We start from the raw sequence: 1,414 nt of genomic DNA, 5'->3' as shown, positions 1-1,414 counted from the left end.
AACTATAATTAGCTTCCGCGTAACGAACAAAAATGAGTAGTAATAAGTGGATGGACAAAATTTTTAACAAAGGAGTTTCTATTATGATTAGTATTGGTATAGACGTTTCAAAAGGCAAAAGTACAGTTTGTATTAGTAAATTACACCGTGAAATTTTGAATAAACCTTTTGAAGTTAAGCACACGTTAGAAGAACTAAAAAAGTTAGCTGACAAAATCATAAGTTTTGATGAAGAAAGCAAAGTGATTCTGGAAGCAACAGGACATTATCATATTCCTGTAGTATCGTATCTACAAGAAAGAGGGATTTTTGTTTGTGTTGTTAATCCTATGCTTATGAAAAAGTACGCGAGTATATCTATTAGAAAAGGTAAAACAGATAAGTTAGACTCAAAAACAATATCAAAATTTGGCTTAGATAATTGGTATGAACTAAGCAATTATAAAGTAGAAGAAGATATATATTATGAACTTAAAACCCTTTCAAGACAATATTTTCAGTTTATGTCCTTAAGAATAAAACTTAAAGTAATGCTTTCAAATCTTTTAGACGAAACAATGCCAGGCATTGCAGGGCTACTAGCTTCAAATTCAATTAGCTTTGCAAAAGATAAGTTATCAGACTTTGTTCAAAAATACTGGCATTATGACAATATTATTAAATTAAGCGAAAATAAATTTACTGAAAGCTATAAAAAATGGGCAAAAAAAGAAGGATACCAATTTAGTGAAAATAAAGCTCATGAAATATATATTCTCGCTAAAAATAGTATCACAACTATGTCTTCTAAGATGCCATCCACAAAAATAATCATCTCGGAAACTATAAAGGGCATCCGTTCGACCGGAATATCCTTAAATCTAATATTATCACGAATGAAGGAACTTGCCAAGTTATTACCTGAATATGATGTTGTTTTTAATATGAATGGTGTAGGAGAAAGATTAGCACCAAGAATTATTGCGGAAGTAGGTGATATAAGAAAATATTACAGTGCAAAAGCTCTTGTAGCTTATTCAGGAATAGATGCTCCACCTTATCAATCGGGAAATTTTAATGGAAACAAACGAAAAATATCAAAACGAGGATCTCGATATCTGAGAAAAACAGGTTATGAAATAATGAAAAGCATAAAATGCAGAGTTCCTACTAAAGATCCCGCAGTGTACGACTATATAATAAAAAAAGAATCAGAAGGTAAGGCAAAGAAACAAGCTAAAATAGCAGGACTAAATAAATTTTTAAGAATATATTATGCTAGGGTTTCAGAAGTTTTAAAAAACTAAAAAACATAAAAATAGGGTACTTTAAAAATCTTCTGTAAGAAGGTTTTATTAAAGTTACCCTATTTTCTTAAAAAATTTCTCTGAAATTTTTTAAGAAAAACACTTGACTTTACTTAGCAGGTTTGAGC

Annotated in this window: 1 protein-coding gene; it reads left to right on the top strand. The window is 29.8% G+C overall.

Going from position 1 to position 1,414, the window contains the following annotated elements; translation table 11 throughout:
- Positions 1–83: 83 nt before the first annotated feature.
- Entirely contained in the window at positions 84–1,286 is a 1,203-nt protein-coding gene (locus ACJDT4_RS23255) for an IS110 family RNA-guided transposase (protein WP_406790011.1), read from the top strand.
- Positions 1,287–1,414 lie beyond the last annotated feature (128 nt).

The organism is Clostridium neuense, assembly GCF_045310695.1.
Taxonomy (GTDB): Bacteria; Bacillota; Clostridia; order Clostridiales; family Clostridiaceae; genus Clostridium_S; species Clostridium_S neuense.
The sequence above is the reverse complement of the archived record's forward strand: the minus strand, read 5'-3'. Positions and strand labels throughout refer to the sequence as shown.